General features: G+C 65.1%; 14 protein-coding genes. 1 reads left to right on the forward strand and 13 read right to left on the reverse strand.

The genetic code is table 11. The annotated features are described in order from the left end of the window. Window positions 1–22: 22 nt before the first annotated feature. The 11 genes from Q8L25_RS10425 to Q8L25_RS10470 form a co-directional block, all read right to left on the reverse strand. Entirely contained in the window at window positions 23–2,482 is a 2,460-nt protein-coding gene (locus Q8L25_RS10425) for a TonB-dependent siderophore receptor (protein WP_308924757.1), read from the reverse strand. A gap of 80 nt (window positions 2,483–2,562) precedes the next feature. Further along, entirely contained in the window at window positions 2,563–3,138 is a 576-nt protein-coding gene (locus tag Q8L25_RS10430; RefSeq protein WP_308924758.1) for a FecR domain-containing protein, read from the reverse strand. Beyond that, on the reverse strand, window positions 3,041–3,460 hold the full coding sequence (locus tag Q8L25_RS31725; protein ID WP_374694257.1) for a DUF4880 domain-containing protein: 420 nt from the start codon (window positions 3,458–3,460) through the stop codon (window positions 3,041–3,043). Before Q8L25_RS31725 ends, Q8L25_RS10430 begins: the two co-directional genes overlap by 98 nt. Then, a complete protein-coding gene (locus Q8L25_RS10435) occupies window positions 3,442–3,930 on the reverse strand; it encodes a sigma-70 family RNA polymerase sigma factor (RefSeq protein WP_308924759.1) in 489 nt (162 codons plus the stop codon). The genes Q8L25_RS31725 and Q8L25_RS10435 overlap by 19 nt, the downstream gene beginning before the upstream one ends. Continuing rightward, the gene (locus Q8L25_RS10440; RefSeq protein WP_308924760.1) at window positions 3,930–4,286 is read right to left on the reverse strand and encodes a DUF3325 domain-containing protein; all 357 of its coding nucleotides are present in this window, start codon (window positions 4,284–4,286) and stop codon (window positions 3,930–3,932) included. Before Q8L25_RS10440 ends, Q8L25_RS10435 begins: the two co-directional genes overlap by 1 nt. Beyond that, a complete protein-coding gene (locus tag Q8L25_RS10445) occupies window positions 4,283–5,911 on the reverse strand; it encodes a PepSY-associated TM helix domain-containing protein (protein WP_308924761.1) in 1,629 nt (542 codons plus the stop codon). Before Q8L25_RS10445 ends, Q8L25_RS10440 begins: the two co-directional genes overlap by 4 nt. Then, complete coding sequence (locus tag Q8L25_RS10450) at window positions 5,908–6,246, reverse strand: DUF3649 domain-containing protein (protein WP_308924762.1); 339 nt, start codon at window positions 6,244–6,246, stop codon at window positions 5,908–5,910. The genes Q8L25_RS10445 and Q8L25_RS10450 overlap by 4 nt, the downstream gene beginning before the upstream one ends. 2 nt (window positions 6,247–6,248) lie before the next feature. Continuing rightward, window positions 6,249–6,995: a DUF4198 domain-containing protein gene (locus Q8L25_RS10455; RefSeq protein ID WP_308924763.1), complete on the reverse strand. Its 747-nt coding sequence runs from the start codon at window positions 6,993–6,995 to the stop codon at window positions 6,249–6,251. A 292-nt stretch (window positions 6,996–7,287) separates the two neighbouring features. Then, window positions 7,288–9,690, reverse strand: coding sequence for a TonB-dependent siderophore receptor (locus Q8L25_RS10460; RefSeq protein WP_308924764.1), 2,403 nt, complete (start codon window positions 9,688–9,690; stop codon window positions 7,288–7,290). 86 nt (window positions 9,691–9,776) lie between these two features. Beyond that, complete coding sequence (locus Q8L25_RS10465; protein ID WP_308924765.1) at window positions 9,777–10,844, reverse strand: FecR domain-containing protein; 1,068 nt, start codon at window positions 10,842–10,844, stop codon at window positions 9,777–9,779. Continuing rightward, window positions 10,844–11,353, reverse strand: a complete 510-nt coding sequence (locus Q8L25_RS10470) for an RNA polymerase sigma factor (RefSeq protein ID WP_308924766.1) — start codon at window positions 11,351–11,353, stop codon at window positions 10,844–10,846. Before Q8L25_RS10470 ends, Q8L25_RS10465 begins: the two co-directional genes overlap by 1 nt. Before the next feature lie 177 nt (window positions 11,354–11,530). On the opposite strand from Q8L25_RS10470, the gene Q8L25_RS10475 reads away from it, so the two are divergent. After that, a complete protein-coding gene (locus Q8L25_RS10475; RefSeq protein ID WP_308924767.1) occupies window positions 11,531–13,162 on the forward strand; it encodes an alpha-D-glucose phosphate-specific phosphoglucomutase in 1,632 nt (543 codons plus the stop codon). 33 nt (window positions 13,163–13,195) lie between these two features. On the opposite strand, the gene Q8L25_RS10480 is transcribed toward Q8L25_RS10475, so the two are convergent. Both Q8L25_RS10480 and Q8L25_RS10485 read right to left on the reverse strand, forming a co-directional pair. Then, on the reverse strand, window positions 13,196–14,527 hold the full coding sequence (locus Q8L25_RS10480) for an IS4 family transposase (RefSeq protein ID WP_308922182.1): 1,332 nt from the start codon (window positions 14,525–14,527) through the stop codon (window positions 13,196–13,198). Window positions 14,528–14,650: 123 nt separating this feature from the next. Continuing rightward, window positions 14,651–16,225 (reverse strand): oligopeptide:H+ symporter, encoded by a 1,575-nt coding sequence (locus tag Q8L25_RS10485; RefSeq protein WP_308924768.1) that lies wholly within the window; start codon window positions 16,223–16,225, stop codon window positions 14,651–14,653. Window positions 16,226–16,306 lie beyond the last annotated feature (81 nt).

Below are 16,306 nucleotides of genomic sequence, written 5' to 3' on the forward strand. Positions count from 1 at the left end.
GATGTGCCGGCAAAGAGTGCCGTTAAAACCTGTAGCGCAGCGACAGCATGGCGTTGCGCGGGTCGCCATAGTAGCCGCCCATGCCGGTCGAATAGTAGCGCTTGTCGAACACATTATTGACGTTGACGGTCGCCACCAGGCGCGGGTCGAACTGGTATTGCGCCATCAGGCCCGCCACCGCGTAGGCTGGCTGCGTGAAGCGCTCGCCGTTCGGGCCACGGTCGTCCATGTAGATGCCGCTCTGCCAGTTCACGCCGGCGTCCAGCATCAATCCTGGCACGCCTTGCGACAGGCGATAGGTGGTCCACAGCTTGGCCATGGCCTGCGGCTGGCTGGTCTGGATGCGCTCGCCGGCCGCGTTGCGGATGCGGCTGTAGGCATAGCTGGCCGTCAGTTGCCAGTCCGGGCGCAGCTGGCCCGACACTTCCGTCTCCAGGCCGCAGGTGGTGGCGCCCTTCACCGTGTGATAGGCGTACGAGCCGCCGCCGGTACCGATGATCCAGATATTGCCCGGATCGGCTTCGGCCAGGTTTTCCTGGCGCAGCTGGAACACCGAAGTGCTGGTGGTCAGGGCGCCGTTGAAGAATTCGCCCTTGATGCCGGCCTCGTAGTTCTTGCCTTCCAGTGGCGGCAGGAAGCGGCTGTTGATGTCGCGCTGGCTTTGCGGCGTGAAGATGCTGGTGTAGCTGGCGTAGGCCGACCAGTGCCGTCCCAGGTCGTAGACCAGGCCCGCATACGGCGTGATCTTGCCGCTTTCGCGCATCGCGTCGTAGAGATCCGTGTCGGCATCGTAATCGCTGCGGATATCGCGCTTCCAGTACGACAGGCGCGCACCGAGGATCACGGACAGCGCATCCGTCGGGCGCAGGCGCAAGGTGGAATACACGCCGCTCTCGCGCTCCTTGTCGTACGAGGTGCCCATGCGGGTGCCGCGATAGTCGGGCACCGGCATGGCGCCATTCCATGCGTTGATGTCGGGGATGCTGTAGTCGTAGCCGTCCAGCCGCCAGCCCGGATAGATGGGGCTGTTGGTCTCGAGTTCGGAGCTGCTCACGCCGAACACCAGTTCATGCTTGCGCCCGAAGGCCTGGAACGGCCCGCTGACATAGGCGTCGAGCGAGGTTTGCTGCGGCTTGCTGTGCCAGTTGGCCAGCCACAGTTTCAGGTTGGCGCCCGTGACGCGGTCCGCATAGCCGTTGCCGGCAAAGCCCTGCAGCGCATCATATTGATTGCTGCTGCGGCTGACGGCCAGCTTGGCGATCCAGTCGTTGTCGAAATAATGGTCGAGCGTGGCGAACAACATGCTTTGTTCGCGGTCGTACGTGCTCCACGCCGCCGTGCCGTTCATCGACCGCTTGAAATGGGTCAGCGAGCCATCGCTGTAAAAGACGGGAAATTCGCGGCCCGCGCCACCCAGTTTTTCCTTCTGGTAGTTGACGCCCGCGCTGAGCACCGTGGACGGCGACAAATCGGCTTCGACGATCGCGTACAGCACGTCCTTTTTCTGGCGGTAGCGCTCGATGAAGGAATGCTGGTCTTCATGCGCCGCCACCAGGCGGGCGCGCACGCTGCCGTCCTGGTTCAGCGGACTCGAGATGTCGCCATCGATGCGGTAGCGGTCCCACGAGCCGGCCTGCACGCCGGCCGATGCGGCAAATGTGCGGCCCGGGCGCTTGCGCACCAGGTTGACGGCGGCGGACGGGCTGCCCGTGCCGCTGATCAAACCGGTGGCGCCGCGGATGATTTCGACCCTGTCGTAGATGGCCGCGTCATAGGTGCGCGCTTCGAGGTTCTTGCTGGTCGGGATGCCGTCGACCATGTAGGACGTCACTTCGAAGCCGCGCGAGAATACCTGGTCGTATTCCCGCGTGCTCGACGAGCGGTCGACCGTGATGCCGGGCGACTGCACCAGCACGTCCTGCAAGGTGCGCAGGCCCTGGTCTTCGATCTGCTGGCGCGTGATGACGCTGACGGCCTGCGGCGTTTCGCGCAGCGACAGGTTCAATCGCGTGGCGCTGGTCAGGCCCGCGTAGCTGCGCCTGCCCTCGGTGGTGCCGTCGCGCAGGGCGCTGGAGCTGACGGCCACTTCGCCGAGGGTGGCGGCGATCGGCGCGCCGGTACTGGCACCGGCGCCGCTTTTGCGCAGCACATAGCTGTTGGCGCCGCCGGGCACCGCTTCGAGTCCGGTGCCGGCCAGCAGTTGCGCCAGCGCCTGCGGCACCGTATAGCTGCCCTGCAGGCCCGGCGAGCGCACGCCCTGCAGCAGTTCGGCCGCGCCGCCCACATTGACCCTGGCGTTGATGGCAAAGGCGGCGATCGCGGCGGACAACTCGCCGGCCGGCACGCTGTAATGCGTTGGCGCGGCGCTGGCGGCGCCAGTCGTATCGGCGGCCATCGCCGGCGCATGCGCCAGCGACAGCAGCAACAGGGCGCCGCCAACGGCGCGTGCGAGGGGAGTGGGGTGCGGAGGATGCAGGTGCATGAGAGAGCCTTTCCGGTGTAGTTAAGTGACAGACATCCACAGGACAGGCGAGGCGTGAAAAAGGGGCCAAAAAAACGCAATTATTTTGCGTGGGGAGCAATCGTGACCCAGTAGCGGCTGCGGTACAGCACGTCGACCGGCAGCATGCGCGCCAGGCTGTCCAGCACCGTCTCCGTGTCGTCGAGACGGAAGGCGCCCGTCAGGCGCAGGCCTGCCACCTCAGGTTCGACGCGCAGCAGGCCGGGGCGGTAGCGCGCCAGTTCGGCGGCAAAGGCGTCCAGGCGCATGTCTTGCGCCATCAGCATGCCCTGCGTCCAGGCGCCCGTCTGCGGCGTTGCTGCCACGGGCAGGTTGGCGTGGTCGGCGTCGAAGCGGCTTTGCCAGCCGGCCTCGACCCGGCGCACGGTGGCCGAGGGCGCGCGCGGCGCGATCTGTACCGCATGTTCCAGCACCGTCACGCGGCTGCTGTCGTCATCAAGGCGCACGATAAAGCGCGTGCCGAGCGCGCGGATGCGGCCATGCCGGGTGGCGACGATAAAGGGACGGTTCCCCGCATGGTCAGGCCGCGTTTCCACCAGCAGCTCGCCGCGCCGCAACGTCAGCAGGCGCTCGTGCCCGGTATAGTTCACATCGACGGCGCTGTCGGTATTGAGCACCAGCCGGCCGCCATCGGGCAGGGACAGCTCGCGGCGCTGGCCGATGGCGCTGCGGACGGCGCAGCACGGGCGCGGCCACGCTGGCTGGCAGCAGGGCGGATGCGTGCTCCAGCTGGCCGCTGACCTGCCGCACCTTGTGCCAGGCGCGCAGGTGTTCGGGGTCGCGTGCGCGCCAGCGTGCGCTGGCCGCCAGATCTTCCGGCGTGGCCTGGCCCGACTGCTCGATCAGAAACCATTCGACGGCCTGACGCGCGATCTTGCGCGACAGCGGCGGCATCAATGGCGCGGGCAGGCCGGTGGCACTCATGCCAGCAGCACGCATTCGGTCAGCGCCTCGGCCATGTAGCGCTTGACGGAGCGTTCGCCGATACCGAGTGTTGCGGCGATGTCCGCATAGGCATGGCCCTCGATCTGCGCCATGATGAAGACGGCGCGTACCTTCGGTTTCAGTGCGTCGAGCATGGCGTCGACCGCTTGCAGCGCCTGCAGCATCTCTGCCTGCTGCTGCGCCGACGGCACCTGCTGTTCGGGCAGGGCGGCGAGGGTGGCCAGCCACGCGTGCTCCAGCGACTGGCGCCGCAGATGGTTGATCAGCAGGTGTTTGGCGATGGTCGCCAGGTAGGCCCTGGGCGCGCGCAGGGCCGGGGTTTGCGGCTGGGCCGGCGCGCCGGCCAGCAGGCGCGCAAACGTGTCCTGCATCAGGTCGGCCGCGTCAAACGCATTGCCGAGGCGCCGTTGCAGCCAGTGCGCCAGCCAGCCGTGGTAGGCGCTGTAGCAGTGCTCCAGTTGCATTACAGCACGGCCAGCAGCACCGCCGCCAGCGCCGCCGCCACGCCGGTCACGCGCGCCAGGCGCATCGCCTGGTGCGGCGCGTAGGGCAGCAGCCAGATCAGCAGCAGGCCGCAGCCGGTCAGGCTGCCAACCCAGAACACGGTGCCGTAGCCGGCGCCTGCGATATGCATGGCCCACGCCAGGCCGAAGGCCAGCGCCAGAGCGCCGCCCCACTGCAGGCGGCGGCGCAGCTGCGGCGGCGGTTCCGCGCCGCGGCCATGCAGGTCGGCGTAGTGGCGGTCCATCGCCAGGCACAGGCAGGACAGGCCCGCGTAGCACAGGGCGAAGACGAGGAAGTTCGACAGGATCTCCATCATGCGGCTCCCGGCAGCGTGGTGTTGGTCGGCGCAGCGGGGGCGGGCGCGGCTTTCTTTGCCTTCGCCGCCAGCGGCCTGAGTTTGTACGCCGCGTAGCCCAGCAGCAGGCCCAGCGCCAGCACCACCAGATCAAAAGCGGCCACCGACACGGGGCCACGGCCGAGGAACAGGGTCACGCCCAGGTGCGACTGGGTGGTGAACACGTTCAGGACAGGCAGGCCGGCCAGGAGGATCGCGCCGGCCGTCAGCTGGATGCGCCACATGGCGCGCGTCGGGCGCAGTTGGGCGACGATGGCGGCCAGCGCCCAGGCGCCGAAGAAGCAGGCGATTTCTTCTTTCGGGCGCTCTTCCATCACCACCGGCAGCAGGCGGTTGGCCCAGAAATAGGCGCCGAAGGCGATCGGGATGCCGGCGATGGCGCCGATATTGAGCGCCTCGACCAGCCGCAGTCCGAAGCTGGCGCGCTTGCCGGCGGCCAGCGCCTTGGCTTGTTTCTGGCGCGTCTTGACGGCCCACAGCAGGGCGCCGGTGGCGACCATGGCGCACCCGGCCAGGCCGGACAGGAAGAACAGGGCGCGCAGCAGCGGCCCGCCGAAGTGGGCCACGTGCAGGCCGATCATCACGCCCTGGGTGGCGGCCGCACCGGGCACCGTCTCGCCGTTCGACGACAGCAGCTTGCCGGTCACGCCATCGAAATCCATCGACGGCTGGCGGGTCGACATCTCGCGCCCCGACGAGCGGCTGAGGGTAATGACGGCATTGGCGTCGCCGGGCGCGTTGACGGAGATGCGTTCGACCTTGCCGCCCCATTGCTGTTCGGCCTGGCGCACCAGCGGCGCGAAGGGCGTCAGGGGCGCGGCCACGCCGGCCGCCTTGCGTTCTTGCGCGCGCGGAAACGCTTCGGCAAAGAAGGTGTCCTGGTCACCCTTGTAGGCGGCGGTGGCGCCGGACGGCATGTACAGGAACATCAGGGTGACCAGGCCGGTATAGGTGATCATCAGGTGGAAGGGCAGGGCCAGCACGGCTGTCACATTGTGCGCGTCCAGCCACGAGCGCTGGCCCTTTTTCGGACGGAAGGTGAACAGGTCCTTGAAGATGCGCTTGTGGGTAATGACGCCGCTGATGACGGAGACCAGCATGAACATGGCGCAAAAGCCGACGATCCAGCGGGCCCAGATGGCGGACATGTAGTGCAGGTCGAAATGCAGGCGGTACAGGAATTCGCCGCCGCGCGTGTCGCGCGGCTTGGACAGCACGTCGCCGGTGGCCGGATCGGTCTTCTCGCTATGGAAGTTGCCGCGCCGTCCCTTCTTCTTCTCGCCCGGTTTCGACGGCTTGCTCCAGCCCAGCTGCGTCGCCTGCGTGCGCTCGTCGGGCAGGCTGATGAACCAGCGCGTGGCGCCGGCCGCGCGGTCGGTCATCGCGGCCTGGGCGGCGCTGGCGGCCACTTCGCTGCTGACGGGATTGGCCGCCACGGCGTGCAGTTCGGGCTGCATCCACAAGGTGATTTCGTTGCGGTAGTAGCTGGCCGTGCCGCCGCAAAATACCAGCAGCAGCACCCAGCAGACCAGCAGGCCGGACCAGGTATGCAGCCATGCCATCGACTGGCGGAAACCTTCTTTCATGCGAGACTCCAGGACAGGGCGCCCATCGCTTGCAGGATGGCGGCGAGGACGGCGCACGGTATCAACAGGCCCAGCCAGGCGCGCAGGGCGCTGCCGGTGGCGAAGACCCACAATACGGCGCAGGTGTAGATGGTGAAGGACAGCAGGGTCGCCGTCATGACGGCTTCCGAGCGCGCCATCGGCAGGGTCACCGACAGCAGCATGGTGACCAGCGCCGCCAGCACATAGCCGCCGACGATGGCGGCCACGCCGCGCGAGGCCACGCCGAGGCGGTAGAGTGCCCCGGCGGACAGCCGCAGGCGCGGCAGTTTGGGTGTGGTGGCGGGCGCTTGCATGATCAGCCGTGGTCTTTGCTTGGTGCGACGGGAGCCGGTGCCGGCAATGGCGCCACGCCTTGCGCCTGCACCAGGCTCAGGGTGGTGACGTAGCTGGCGCTGTCATATTTCTTGCCGTCGCGCTGGCCGCCGGTCTTGTCTTCATGGTGCACTTCCAGCACATAGCCGCCCTGCCATGGCAGCGGGAAGCTGACCAGGCCCTGCTCGTCGCTGTAGGCTTCGCGCATCCAGCCCGATTGCACCACGGCGCCGACCTTGGCTTTGGGCAGCGGCTTGCCCTGGTAGGTCACCTTGAACTGGCCCGGCGTGCCGGTCGGCAGCAGGTCCAGCGTCAGGGCCGGCGCTTGTGCGCTGTGGTCGGCGACGATGCGCGCGGCCGGAGTCCAGATCGAGAACAGCACCTTGCCATCCTTCTTGCTTTCCCAGCCCGGATAGCTGTTTTCTTCGGCGATGATGGTTTCGCCGGGAGCCACTTTACCGTTCAGCACGAAGGCGCCGGCCGTCTTGCTGGCCTGCAGCGGCTTCCTGGTGCCAGCCGAAATCCAGGTGACGTTTTTCAGGGTGAATTTGTCCAGCAGGCCGGGCGACGCTTCGCGCAGGTTGTCGCCGAATTCGCCGAAGTACACGCTGGCGGCCTTGTCGTTCTGTTCCAGCCAGATCTGGTGGGCGCCGGCCGCGCCGGACAGCAGGGCGCCGCTGACTAAGGCGGTGGCGAGGACGGACAAACGCGCGATGGAGGTGATGGTCATGGTGTATCCCTTGGTGTAGTTGTTATGGCTGTCGTAAAACGGCCGCCGTCCCGCAGGAGTGGCGGCCAGCAGCATCAGTACTGGTAACGCAAGTTCAGCGTACTTGCCTGGCGTACCAGGCAAGATATGCGGCATGGGGACGGAAACGCTGGTTGAAACACAAATCGTAATGAGAACGATTCTTATTATATTGTGACGTTGCGAGACATGCAAGGGAGGAGTGAGGCAATTGCACACGGCAGCCGGAAGAAATCCGGCTGCGCGAGGGGGCAAGCAGGGGGACCTGCAGCGATCAGAGCTGGCCGCGCAGGGTCAGGGTGGCGTTACGCGGCTCGCCGTAAAAGTTGGAGCCATAGGCGGCCCATACGCGCTGGTAGTATTTTTTGTCGAACAGGTTGTTGACTGTCAGCGACAGATCGAGTTTCGGGCCCAGGCGGTAGCCGGCCTGCAGCGCGACCGTGGTGACCGGCGCCTGCTCGAATTTCACCGGACCGTTCAGGCGGTACATGCTGCTGACGCTGCGCACGCCGCCGCCCACGCTGACCTTGTCGAGTGCGCCGGCCAGCCGGTATTTGCTCCACAGGTTGAGATGATGGCGCGGTGCGATAAAGGTGTACAGCTGAGCCTTCTGGTCGGCGCTGCCTTCCAGCGTGCGCGTGCTGGTGTAGGAATAGCCGGCCGTCAGGTCCCAGCCGGGCACGGGGCTGCCGCTCAGTTCCGTTTCCACGCCCTGGCTGCGCATCTTGCCGGCGCCGATGGAAAACAGCGGATTGGCCGGATCGGGCATGACGCGGTTTTCATCTTCCATGCGAAACAGGGCCGCATGCGCGTTGGCGCGCTGCTCGAACAGTTCGGCTTTCAGGCCCAGTTCGAATTGCTGTCCCTTGCGCGGCTTGAGCGTCTGGCCGGCCGCATCCGTGGTCGACTGCGGCGAGAAGATGCGCGTGTAGCTGCCGTAGGCCGACACCTGTCTGTCGAGTTCATAGACCAGCCCCGCATAGGGCGTCAGCTTGGCGTTGATCTTGTTGCTGACATCGGTGAACTGGTTGAAATAGGCATTGCGGTTGACAGTATGGTTGTCCCAGTGGGTCACGCGCGCGCCCAGGTTGACGGCCAGCCTGTCGCTGGCCTGCAGGCGCGTGCGTGCGTACAGTCCCAGCTGTTTCGTGCGATTGTCATTGCCGTTTGAAAAAACGTAGCCGGGCTGGGGCAGATTGTTGTCCGGATTAAAAATATTGATCGGCGCCGTGTCGCCGCCGCCATACTGGAAGTTCTTGTGCACCTGCCGGTAGTCCGCACCCACCACCAATTCGTGCCGGTGGCCAAAGGCGTCGAAAGGCGTGGCCACGTAGGCGTCGGCGCCTTGCGTGGTCCAGTGGCTGCGATAGCTCCAGCTGACCAGGCAGCTGTCGCCGGTGACGGGATCGGCCGAGCAGTCGGACCAGCCGAAGTGGCGCGACGGTTCATCCTGCTCGCGGTACATGGCGCTGAGCCTGAACTGGCCGCCATTGGCCAGTTTATGGTCCAGCTCGGCAAAGTATTCGGTGACTTTTTCCGTGATGTGGTTCCAGCCCGGATCGAGGTAGGTCGAGCGCGGCACGTCGAGCAGGCGGCCGTCTTCGTAGGCGGGCAAGCCGAAGGCGGGGCGGCCCTTGTATTGCTGGTAGGTGATGCCGCCGGTCAGCACGGTGCCCGGCGCCATGTCGACGGCGACGGTGCCGTACAGCAGCGGTTTTTCCGCGTACACGTGGTCGACAAACGAGCGCCGGTGCTCGTGGGCGGCCACCAGGCGGCCACGCACCTTGCCGTCGGCCGTCAATGGCCCTGTCACGTCGGCTTCCGCGTAATAGCGGTCCCAGGAGCCGGCGCTGAGCACGCCGCTGGCGGTAAAGGTGTCGCGCGCGCGTTTGCGCACCAGGTTGATGGTGCCGCCCGGATCGCCGGCGCCCTGGAACAGGCCGGCCGGCCCGCGCAATACTTCCACGCGGTCATAGATGGCCAGGCCGAAGCCGGCCGACAGGTCGTTGCCGGTGCTGGCCGGCGTCATCACGCCATCGACCTGCACCGAGTCGAGCGCGTAGCCACGCGAATAGAAATTGCCGTGGTTGCCGCCGGTGCTGCTCGCTTCGACCGTGATGCCGGTCACGCCGCGCATGGCGTCGTCCAGGCTCAGCAGGTTCTGGTCGTTCAATTGCTGGCGCGTCAGTACCGATACCGACTGGGGAATTTCGCGCAGCGTTTGCCGGCCCTTGCCGATGCTGACCGCGTGCGCCCTGTACGATGCTGTCTGCTCGCTGTCGGCACCCGCATCCGCGCTGGCGCTGACGGTGATTTCGGCCAGGGTGGCGACCTTGCCCGACACGGCGGGCGCCGGTTTGATGATGACGGCATTGCCATCGATGGCGGCCACCAGGCCGCTGCCGGCCAGCAAACGCTCGAGTCCCTCCTGCAGACTGTAGACGCCGCCGATGGCGGGAGCCGTCTTGCCGGCCACCAGTTCTGGCGCGAACAGCAACTGCACGCCGGCCTGGCGCGCCAGTTCATTCAGGGCCTGGCCCAGCGGCTGCACGGCGATGGCCAGCCTGACGGTCGGCAGCGCCTGCGCCTGTGCGACGCTGGCGGTGCCCAGCGCCAGCATGGCGGCCAGGGCGAATGGCAGGGGATTGAGGGAAAGTGTGAAAGTCGGGTGCCACATGCTGCGTTCTCCAGGTTAATGAGTATTGCGTGCTGATTAACGAGGTATACGCAGCAGCGGTAGCAATCCTCACCTGCGAATGCGAATTATTTTGATTTATTTTCAGCCAGGCGGATTTCGCGTATTTTTCCCTGTTGCACCAGGGTCACCGGCAGCAACTGGGGCAGGGCGCCGGCAAAGCCATCGAGGCGTTGCAAGGTAAAACTGCCGCCTATGCGCAGGCGCGCGACGGCCGGATCGCGTATCACCAGTCCGCTGTCGCCATAGCGATCGAACTCGGCCAGGGCCTGGCCCAGCGGCACATTGTCGAAGGTAATCCTGCCTTCGCGCCAGGCGGCCACGCTGCCGGGGGGCAGGCTGGCCACGCTCGACAGCCTGCCGGTGGCATCGGCCGTCACGCCCTGGCCGGCCGCCAGGTCCACGCGGGCCTGCCGCGCGCCGGCCACGCGCACATGGCCATGCTGCACGGCCACGCCCAGCTGGCCGTCGTGGGCGAGGGTATTGCGCACCGAAAACTGCGTCCCTACCACCGTGACGCGCAAGGGGCCGCTGACGACGTCGAAAGGCTGGCCTTGCCTGGCCTGTACCGTGAACAGGGCCGCACCCTGCAACAGTTGCACTTCGCGCCGCTGGCGGTACAGGGCAACCTGAACGCGCGTGGCCGTGTCGAGTTGCAAACGGCTGCCGTCAGGCAGGTCGATGGCCAGCTGCTGGCCCCGCTGCGTGGCATAGCTTGCGCTGAAAATGGCTTGCTGCTGCCACCAGTGGTAACCGCCCGTGCCGACGCCGAGCGCCAGCATGGCCGCCGCCGCATAAGGCAGTGCGCGCAGCCAGTGGCGGCGCGCGCGCACGGCTGGCATGGCCGCTGGCGTGGTCCAGCGGGCGGCCACGTCGGCGGGGATGGTGCGCATGGCCCGCGCCGTGTCCTGCAGCGCGGCATACGCACGCGCATGGCCGGCATCCTGGGCCAGCCAGGCATCGAAGGCGGCCTGTTGCCGCGCATCGAGCTGGCCGCGCCGGTTGAACCAGCTGGCGGCCGCCAGCGCCACCGGATCTTGCGTGGCGGCAAAGCGTTCGTACTCGCGCAACTCCGCCTGCTCCTGGACGGAAGGGCCGAAGTCGTGGCGGGGCGGTGGCGTGGTCATGGACGGCATTATGCGGATTCCCGCAGCGATTGCAATTGCGCCTGGCAACTGAGCAGGCCGCGCGCGATATGTTTTTCCACCATGCTCACGGAAATGCCCATGCGCGCGGCGATCTGCGCCTGCGGCAGTTCCTCGAACAGATGCAGCACCAGCGCTTCGCGGCAGCGCGGCGGCAGGGCGTCGATGGCGGCCACGCAGGCTTGCCAGTCCTGGCTGTCCGCCAGCGCCTGTTCCGGTTGCAAATGCAGGGGCGCGGCCGGGTGTTCGCCTTCGGGCAAGGTCTCGAGCTCCTCATGCTGGCGCACGCTGGCGCGGCGGTGATTGTCGATGATCAGGTTGCGAGCCGTGCGATACAGCAGCGCCCGTGGTTCGCGCTCATCCCCTTCGTGCGGCGCATGCCTGTCCTGCGCGCCGAGTACGCGCGCATAGCTTTCCTGCACCAGGTCGGCAGCCTGCTCGCGGTTGCGCAGGCTGCGCCAGCAGAAATTGAGCAGTTCTTGGTAATAGCGAGCAACCACGGCATCCGATGAAAAAATCTGCAGCCCGGTGCGCCGCATATGAGAATGATTCTCATTATATTGGATCGTGTGATGATACGCGAGGTCAGTTATGCGCATTGCCGCACCGTGGCAAGCGTACAACGCTTTGCCAGCTTCTCCGCATGCGCTACCATCACCGGTTATTAAGGAGGCAAGATGGCTATTCAACTGATCAATACGGCACCGATCGCCGGCCAGCAGCCGGGCACCTCGGGCCTGCGCAAGAAAGTGGGCGTGTTCAGCGAACCGCAATACCTGGAAAATTTCGTGCAGAGCGTGTTCGATACCCTGGGCGATTGCCACGGGCAAACCCTGGTGCTGGGCGGCGATGGCCGCTATTACAACCGCACCGCGATCCAGACGGTGCTGCGCATGGCGGCCGCGCACGGCTACGCGCGCGTGCTGCTGGGCCAGGGCGGCATCCTGTCGACGCCGGCCGTCAGCTGCGTGATCCGCAAGCGCGGCGCCAGCGGCGGCCTGATTTTGTCGGCCAGCCATAATCCGGGCGGCCCGGACGGCGATTTCGGCATCAAGTACAACATCGCCAATGGCGGCCCGGCGCCCGAAAAGATCACCGACGCCATCTTTGCGCGCACGAAAGAACTCAGCGAATACCGCATCAGCGACACGGCCGACATCGATCTCGATACGCTGGGCGAAGTGCGCATCGAGCAGATGGTGGTCGAAGTCATCGATCCTGTGGCGGACTACGCCGAACTGATGCAGGAACTGTTCGACTTCGACGCCATCCGCGCCCTGTTCGCGGGCGGCCTGCGCATCTGCTTTGACGGCATGCACGCCGTCTCCGGCCCGTACGCCACCGCCATCCTGGAAGGCCTGCTGGGCGCGCCGAAGGGCAGCGTCATCAACGGCTTGCCCCTGGAAGACTTCGGCGGCGGCCACCCGGACCCGAATCCGGTCAATGCACACGAGCTGATCGCACGCATGTCGCAGGACGACGCGCCCGACTTCGGCGCCGCCTCGGACGGCGATGGCGACCGCAACATGATCGTCGGCCGGCGCTTCGACGTCACGCCGTCCGACAGCCTGGCCATCCTGGCCGCCCACGCCACCGTGGCGCCCGGCTACCGCGCCGGCTTGAAGGGCATCGCCCGCTCGATGCCGACCTCGGGCGCGGCCGACCGCGTGGCCGCCGCGCTGGGCATCCCCAGCTTTGAAACGCCGACCGGCTGGAAGTTCTTCGGCAACCTGCTCGACGCCGGGATGGCGACTTTGTGCGGCGAAGAAAGCTACGGCACCGGCTCGAACCATGTGCGCGAAAAAGACGGGTTGTGGGCCGTGCTGTTCTGGCTCAACCTGCTGGCCGCGAAACAGCAATCGGTGGAACAGATCGTGCGCGCGCACTGGGCCACGTATGGCCGCAACTACTATTCGCGCCACGACTACGAGGATATCGACAGCGCCGCCGCCGCCGGGCTGATGGACGCCGTGCGCGCCCAGCTGGCCGGCTTGCCGGGCCAACAGCTGGGCGAGTACACGGTGGCGCTGGCCGACGACTTCAGCTATACCGACCCGGTCGACGGTTCCGTCTCGCACAAGCAGGGCCTGCGCATCATCATGACGGACGGCTCGCGCATCGTGCTGCGCCTGTCGGGCACCGGCACCCAGGGCGCCACCCTGCGCCTGTACCTGGAGCGCTATGAAGCCGATGTTGCCCAGCACGATATTCCGACCCAGCAGGCGCTGGCCGGACTGATCGCGATTGCCGAGCAGCTGGCCCAGATCAGGCAGCGTACGGGGCGCGATGCGCCGACGGTGACGACGTAAAAAAAGGCGCCCGGAAGGGCTAATGCCGTTCAGTTAAGCAGGTTTTCGTAGAACGCGCGTGGCATAACGCTTTGGTTTAGCCTTGACGGCCCGGTCGAATTTTCGATCGGGCCGTTCGTCATTCAAGAGGCTAACCAGCCTTTCGCGCAGATGTTTCATTGACGCAGGCAGCTTGCCGTACGACCTAGTGACGGCGGCCCAGTGAAGTTCGAACTGGATCAGGTGGAAGGCCCGGATGAAGCTCACTTCGGTCGGTGCGCATTTGACTACCAAGGCGGCTTTGGCGATCTCCAGTCGGATCAAGTTATAGGCGATCAGGGTGCCCCAGATCTCCTGGTACACGCCATCTACCGTTTTTGAGCGCAGGGTAAGCGTGGCGCCAAGCATCGTCTGCTTGAGTTCGCGATAGCTTGTTTCGATGCCCCAGCGACGCTTGTAGCAGTTCTCGATATCGGCATGTTTGTAGCGGCGTCGGTCGCATAGCGAAGTGAGCAGGACACGCCTTCGCGCTTGTTCATCAACGACGGTAATGGCACGCGCCTCCCAAAACTCCGGCAATTGTGCACACTTGGCACGCGCCTGCGGTGACACGCGCATGCGCACTGTGAAGTCGTCGCCATCCTCAGTGCCCTCGATCACTTCCCAGCGTGTATTCGATTTGGCAGGGATGACGAAGTGGCGCTCACTTCCGCCTCGGGTTAGCGCGCACAGAATTTCAGCTGAGAGAAATCCGCGATCGAAGACGGTCAGCGAATCGTTGGGTATGCCATCGATCAGCCTTTTGGCGTACAGCATTTCGTTCGTGCCGTAAGGCCCAAACGCAGCGCTGTGAACAAGATGGGTTGACAACGCAGTGACGGTCACCCCGCGTACCTGAGGGTAGCTCGCGATGGCGCCACTGGAATAATTTTGTGCGCCGAAGTGTTCACGGGTCTCGTCATTGTCATGGGTCCGCAAAGTGGTCCCATCCATTGCAAAAAGTACCAATCCTTTGAACAGATACGAGCGACGATCCTGGCCGCACCAATGCTGTGCTGAGTGGTCGAACAGCCACTTCAACGGATCTGAGCCGAGGCGCTGGCGCGCCTGGGCAGCCGCGCTCTTGCTGACAAAAGGAGTCTGTGCATCTGGAACGGCCAAGCCGAGATCATCGAGGACCTCACTAATGGACTTGTGGCGATATAGTGCCAATGCCACCATCAGCCAGACTACCTGTTCGGCCGGTAGGCGACGATGGCGGATGCTCATTGCATCAGTATGCTGCACGGCTTGATCAATCCACTCGACCGGCAAGTGTTCGCCCAGCCGGCGCCAGTCAGGTGCTTCAAGGTGGTTAGCAAGGAAGTGGAGAGTATCGTTGAGCATAGCCAGGCAGGTTAACAGCAGACCCTGACGTTTACAAGCCCAAAATAAAAATGCCGTTCAGTCTTAACTGAACGGCATTAGCCCGGAAGGGCGCCTTTTCATTTCAAGGGCTTGCGTGCTTGATTACGCCTTGCCCGGCACCACCGCCTGGCGGTAGTTGTCGACCATCTTGTAGCGCTTCGCATACAGGCCGAAGGCCAGCATGGCCACCGCGGCAAAGGCGGCAAAGAAGAACATCTGGAAGGCCGTGACGCTGATGCCGCTCTCGGCGATCTTGCCGATCACGCCTTCGTTCATCACGCTGCGGTTGACGATCAGCACCCACAGGTTGCCCACCGTGGTCGACAGGTTCCAGAAGCTCATGATGGCGCCCTTCATCGACACGGGCGCCTGGCTGTAGGCAAATTCCAGGCCGGTGGCCGAGACCAGCACTTCGCCGAAGGTCAGCAGCGCATACGGCAGGATCTGCCACATGATGGAGACGGCGCTGCCGCTGTCCAGGGCCAGTTGCAGCAGGCCGATGACGATCCAGGCCAGCGAGGAAAAGCCGATGCCGGCCGTCATGCGGCGCAGGGCCGTCGCTTCCAGGCCGAAGCGGTTCAGCATCGGGTACAGCACCAGGTTGTTGAACGGGATCAGCAGCATCACCAGCATCGGGTTCAGCGCCTGCATTTGCGCCGGCAGGAACCAGCTCGGTTTTTCCATGGTGTTGGCCTGCACGATCCAGGTCGAGGCTTTCTGGTCGAACAGCGAGAAGAACGGCGTGACCAGCGCAAAGATGACGAGGATGCGCAGCACGGCGCGCACGCCTTCGACGGCTTCGTCCGGGTGGATGCCGCGTGCGCGTTCCAGCTGCATCGCCGTGCCGATGCTGCCGAAAGCCAGCAGCAATACCAGCGCGGTACAGGCCGAGATCACGAAGCCCCATTCAGGGATGCTGTAGAACGCATACAGGGCGCCGATCACGCCGACATAGGCGACATACAGGCCGGGGCGCGAACCGCCTTCGACACGGGCCAGCAGGGCGGTGCGGGCGACGCGGGTGAACGAATCGGGATTCGGCGGCGCCGGCGGCACGTGCACGTATTTCTTGGCACCCATCCAGAAGACGACGGTGGCGGCCAGCATCATGATGCCGGGAATGCCGAAGGCGATCGACGGACCGTAGTCGCGCAGGAACATCGGCATCAGCAAGGACGCGAAGAAAGAGCCGAAGTTGATGATCCAGTAGAACAGGTCGAACACCAGCTTGGCCTTGTGCTTGTTGGTCTGGTCGAACTGGTCGCCGACAAACGAGGCCACCAGCGGCTTGATGCCGCCCGAGCCGAAGGCGATCAGGAACAGGCCGAAATAGAAGCCGTTGACGCTGCTTTCAAAGATGGCCAGGCAGGCATGGCCGGCGCAATACACCAGGCTGAGCCAGAAGATGGTGTTGTACTTGCCAAAAAAACGGTCGGCCAGCCAGCCGCCCAGCAGCGGGAAGAAATACACGCCGATGACAAACGTATGGAACACATGCTTGGCTTCGCCCGTACGCTGGTCGATCGGTATCATCAGCAGCAAGGTGCTGATCAGGAACGGCGTCAGAATATTGCGCATGCCATAAAAGCTGAAACGTTCGCAGCCTTCGTTGGCGATAATGTACGGAATCTGCCGCGGCATCTTGCCGGTGGCGGTTTGTGTCTCGGCCGTTGACATTGGCTCTCCCAGGTAGTTTTTTTGTAAGCCGCGATGCTAAGGCCTGCCGCGTTTGCTGGCAACAGAAAAAACGGCTTCAGC

This window comes from Janthinobacterium sp. J1-1, from assembly GCF_030944405.1.
Classification (GTDB): domain Bacteria; phylum Pseudomonadota; class Gammaproteobacteria; order Burkholderiales; family Burkholderiaceae_D; genus Janthinobacterium.